We start from the raw sequence: 4620 nt of genomic DNA on the forward strand, positions 1-4620 counted from the left end.
CCCTTGTGAACATTCTGACGATACGTTGCTTTGTCCTGATACGATACGTGGGCAAAAAGAAAAACAAAAAGAAAATAAAAAAGAAAAACAACAACAACAAGAAGCGTTCTATCAAAATATAGAGAACAATCCAGATATAGTGACCACATTACAAAGCAATCAAAAAACAGAGTATGCGAAAGACATTATTGAGTTTTGGGATAGTAATGGTTTTGGTTATAGTAACGTCAGTGCGAAACAGCAGTTGTTGTCGTGGTTGGATGATTCTAGTTTTTTACAATCGAAAGAAATGATTTTAAAAGCCATGAATATTGCATGTGCTACTAACAAGCGAAGGTTGAATTACATTGTCGGGATTCTAAAAAACTGGAAAAATGAATCACCACTAACCGTAGATGAAGTAGATTCGTATGAGGAAAAACAAAAGCCTGTCCTTAAAAACCAGCAATCAAACGAATCGGATCCTGGAGGTAGAGTGATTCCAAGGTACTTTGAACTGGACTTAACGGCAGGTGAAGAAGAATAAGTATGGTGGAAAAGGTGTTCTTGGGAAGGTTGATCAAGGCCGATTATTTACTAAAGGATACGATTCAACCTGAACAATTTGATGAATATTAGGTGAAGAATTAACGAAAGAATGATGGAACTCAAGCGGGCTGGTAAGACGATTGATTTGATTTCATTTAATTGACCACCATATCTGTCCTCGAACTGTTTAAATGACATGACTTATCTAACGGAGCTCTAATCTAATGGTGATGCTGAGAAATTTGCTGGAACGGAAAAGACCCTTCTTGAACTGCGGAAAGAACGGGAATGAATGGAAATTGCTGTATGAATTAGATCCAATCGTGCAATCAACTAGTGAATTTCGTAATTCTATTATGGAGCAGGCAAGGGTGGGGTTGGGCATAAAATCATGAGCTTAATTTTAATGCCTTCACTACAACTTTTCAAAATCAGTTCACTCGTGTATTTTTGTATACTGTTCCTTTAGTTAACTAATAGAGTACTTGCATATTTATCAACAGTCTAACCTTTTGAATTAAGAAAGTTAATAGTTTATTTTTACAAAGTTATCAGTAGTTTCCTTTTTTTGAACTCGTTTTGGTTTCTAATTAATTTATAAGGAATAAAATGATTTGATAAGGTAAATGATTCTAAAATCGTATAGCGCTAAATACGTAGAATTGAAAGTGGTTACCACTTTGTGTTAATATTTAATTTGCGGTTCATAGCAAAAATATGTAATAAATGGCATTTTTACCCAATAATAATTTACAACATATATTCTGAAATGTCAAATAGATAGACTTTTGAAGGAGACTGTAAAAATGCATAATGAATGGAAAGAGGAGCAGTTAAGAGTTGAGAAAATTCTTTATATAATTAAAAAGAAACAAGAATTAATAGACAGAAATAGTAAGGGTGTCAAGGCAGATATAAAGGGAATTCGAAAAACGTTCTGGGATGATGTAACGCTAAACTTTGAGGATTCAGGTGAAGTTGGAGAAACATTTACAAGTATAAAACAGCAAGTGGAAATGTTGTCGGAACGTGAAAGAAGTCATAAAAAAATGGATCAACAACTTCGGAATTTAAGCCGTTTAAAAAACTCTCCGTATTTTGGCCGTATTGACTTTATCGAAAGCGGGGATCAAAAGGAAGAGAAAATCTACATAGGTACGTCTTCTTTAATGGATGAAGAAGATAAGGAATTTCTCATCTATGATTGGAGAGCGCCGATATCTAGCGTATATTATGACTATTCTACAGGTCCAGCTCAATATGATACACTGGATGGTCTAATTGAAGGTGAAATCACCTTGAAGAGACAATATATAATTAAAAATGGAAAACTTAAGGCCATGTTTGATACAGGAGTAACGATTGGAGACGAAGTTCTACAAGAGGTATTAAGCAATAATGCCAATACACAAATGAAAAGTATAGTATCAACTATTCAAAAAGAGCAAAATGATATTATTCGAAATGAACGGAGTAAATTATTGTTCGTACAAGGAGTAGCTGGGAGCGGTAAAACATCAGCTGCATTACAACGAATTGCGTACTTACTTTATCGATATCGAGAAAGTATTCAATCTGAAAACATTATGTTGTTTTCACCAAATCCAATGTTTAGCAATTATGTAGCAACAGTTCTTCCCGAGCTAGGAGAAGAAAATATGCAACAAGAAACATTTCAGCATTATTTAGAGCTCCGTCTTGGAAGAAAATACGAAATAGAAGACTCTTTTTCCCAAATTGAATTTGTATTAACGTCGTCAAACAAACAAGAAGTCCAGGCTAGATTAGAAGGCATTCGTTATAAAGGAAGTCAGGATTTTATTGATCTTATTCAAAACTATGTTCGTAATCTTTCGAAGCAAGGATTAATATTTAGAAATATAATATTTCGTGGTGAAATTTTAATTTCGAAACAAGTTATTCAGGAAAAATTTTATTCATTAGATTGTACGATGTCGATTCCGAATCGTTTAGAAATTGTTAAGGATTGGCTATTAAAGGAACTAAGAAGAATGTCCAAACAAGAATCTAAAAAAGATTGGGTTCTTGAGGAAATAGAGTTAATGGATAATGATGAATATCAAAAAATTTATAAACGATTACAAAAACAAGGGAGGTTTTCGGAGAATACATTTAATGATTTCGAGCGAGAACAAAAGGCCTTGGCCAAAACGTTAGTAAATCATTATTTTAAACCGATTAGATCTGCAGTTAAGAAATTAAAATTCTTAAATTTAGAGGAGATTTACTGTCAGATATTTAAGGAACCTATAATTAAAAAACCAATACCAATTAACTGGGACGATATTTGCAATCAAACTTTGCAGAACATAAACAAGCAGCGATTATTTTACGAAGATGCAACACCATTTCTTTTTTTACAGGACCAGCTAGAGGGACGAAAGCCAAATACGCAAATTCGTCATTTGTTTATAGATGAAGCCCAAGATTATACCCCATTTCAATTTGCGTTTTTAAAACAGCTTTACCCTTCAAGTCGAATGACCATTTTAGGTGACTTTAATCAAGCTATTTTTTCAGAGACTATGAAAGCCTTCTCGATTTTTTCAAAAGATTTGATGACGTTGCGAGAGGATTCGGAAATCATAACATTAACAAAAAGCTATCGAAGTACAAAGGAAATTGTAGAATTTACAAAAGAATTACTTGATGAAGGAAATGTAATAGAACCAATAAATCGATCTGGAAATCAACCTTTTGTTATTCAATCCGATGATCAAGAGCTACTTCATAAAGAGATGTTAAAGCTTATAGCTAATTTGCAATCAAAAGGTCACGAAACAATAGCGATTATATGTAAAACAGCTCAAGAAAGTAGAGAAGTATTTAAAGAAATAAACCAGGACATACCGGCTCGTTTAATTGATAAGGGTACTAGTACTTATGAAAAAGGGGTGTCCGTTCTTCCTGTTTATTTAGCGAAAGGAATAGAATTTGACGCTGTAATCATTCATGATTGCTCAGCGGGTGTGTACACTCATGATAATGAAAAAAAACTTCTATACACTGCCTGCACAAGAGCAATGCATGAGCTTTACTTATTCTCATCAGGAGAAAAGAGTCCACTTATAAATAAAATTTCAAAAGGTCTTTATGAAACGATCATTATTTAGCTCATGTATATTATATTAAGGAAGAAAATAAATCAATGGTGCAGGCATGTTGCAGAAAAAGTATTATTAAGTAGAACTTTGCGTAGATGAATCTTAATAATGACCCATCTCTTATCAGTTAATTGTAGGGATGGGCATTATATTGTTTGGCTTGTATTCCTCTGAGAATTGATGGCATCTATTAATTTGAGCCCTGGCACGGTAGTTAAGAAGAATAAATAACATGATATTGTTTTATCAATAAAAACTTGAAAATGTTTTGTGCTGCACCTCATTTGGTATATAGTATTTATACTAATGATATTAAACCGTTGTAATATGTTTAAACACACATTGTAAGGGGATAGACTGTTGCTCTTTAATGAATATCGGTGTAAAAGAAATGAATGGTTTTCGGATTATGTCATTTTTAAAGATTTGAATAGGTTGATTTATTTCGGGATTGGTATATGTGTTTAATATAAAAATAGTAGTGGAATAACTTACCATTGATTAGGAGGTATAGATTTGTTAATCTAGTAAATGTTCTCTTTGAAATTTGTTTAGAAATGATAACGAAGAGTTATGTTTTAAACTCTAAAGTTAAGTTTTTAAGATGTTGCCAAGTGCATGTCATAAGTGGGTATATCGTAATCTTAGAAAGTGTATTGTAAACACACTTTAGTGAATAACAGATCAAGGGATAACAACTTACTTTTTTAAGAAAAAAAACATTTGACTTCCACGAAGTTGATATGATATACTAATTCTTGTCGCTGCAACAAGCGATTGAGAAAATGATGTTCTTTGAAAACTAAACAAAATGTCAAGCGTGCAAAACAAGTTGAACTCAGTTCAACAACCAAGTCAGTATATTAGTTTGAGCAATCAAACCCTTTTCGGAGAGTTTGATCCTGGCTCAGGACGAACGCTGGCGGCGTGCCTAATACATGCAAGTCGAGCGGATGACGAGGAGCTT

The 4620-nt window shown here is 33.2% G+C and carries 2 protein-coding genes and 1 rRNA gene; all 3 read left to right on the plus strand.

Features of this window, described 5'->3' with window-relative positions:
* Positions 1-526, plus strand: a 526-nt coding sequence (locus C1724_RS25245) for a DnaD domain-containing protein (protein ID WP_142386597.1), incomplete at its 5' end; no start/stop codon positions are given.
* A gap of 808 nt (positions 527-1334) precedes the next feature.
* Positions 1335-3662, plus strand: coding sequence for an RNA polymerase recycling motor HelD (gene helD / locus C1724_RS25250; protein ID WP_102349831.1), 2328 nt, complete (start codon positions 1335-1337; stop codon positions 3660-3662).
* An 875-nt stretch (positions 3663-4537) separates the two neighbouring features.
* Positions 4538-4620 (plus strand): 16S ribosomal RNA (locus tag C1724_RS25255); the annotation flags it as partial.

Source organism: Bacillus sp. Marseille-P3661 (genome assembly GCF_900240995.1).
In the GTDB taxonomy this organism is placed as follows: domain Bacteria; phylum Bacillota; class Bacilli; order Bacillales; family Bacillaceae_J; genus OESV01.

Bases quoted from the DNA above. Each gene is read 5' to 3' on its own strand.
- helD (WP_102349831.1), top strand. From the start codon at position 1,335: ATGCATAATGAATGGAAAGAGGAGCAGTTAAGAGTTGAGAAAATTCTT.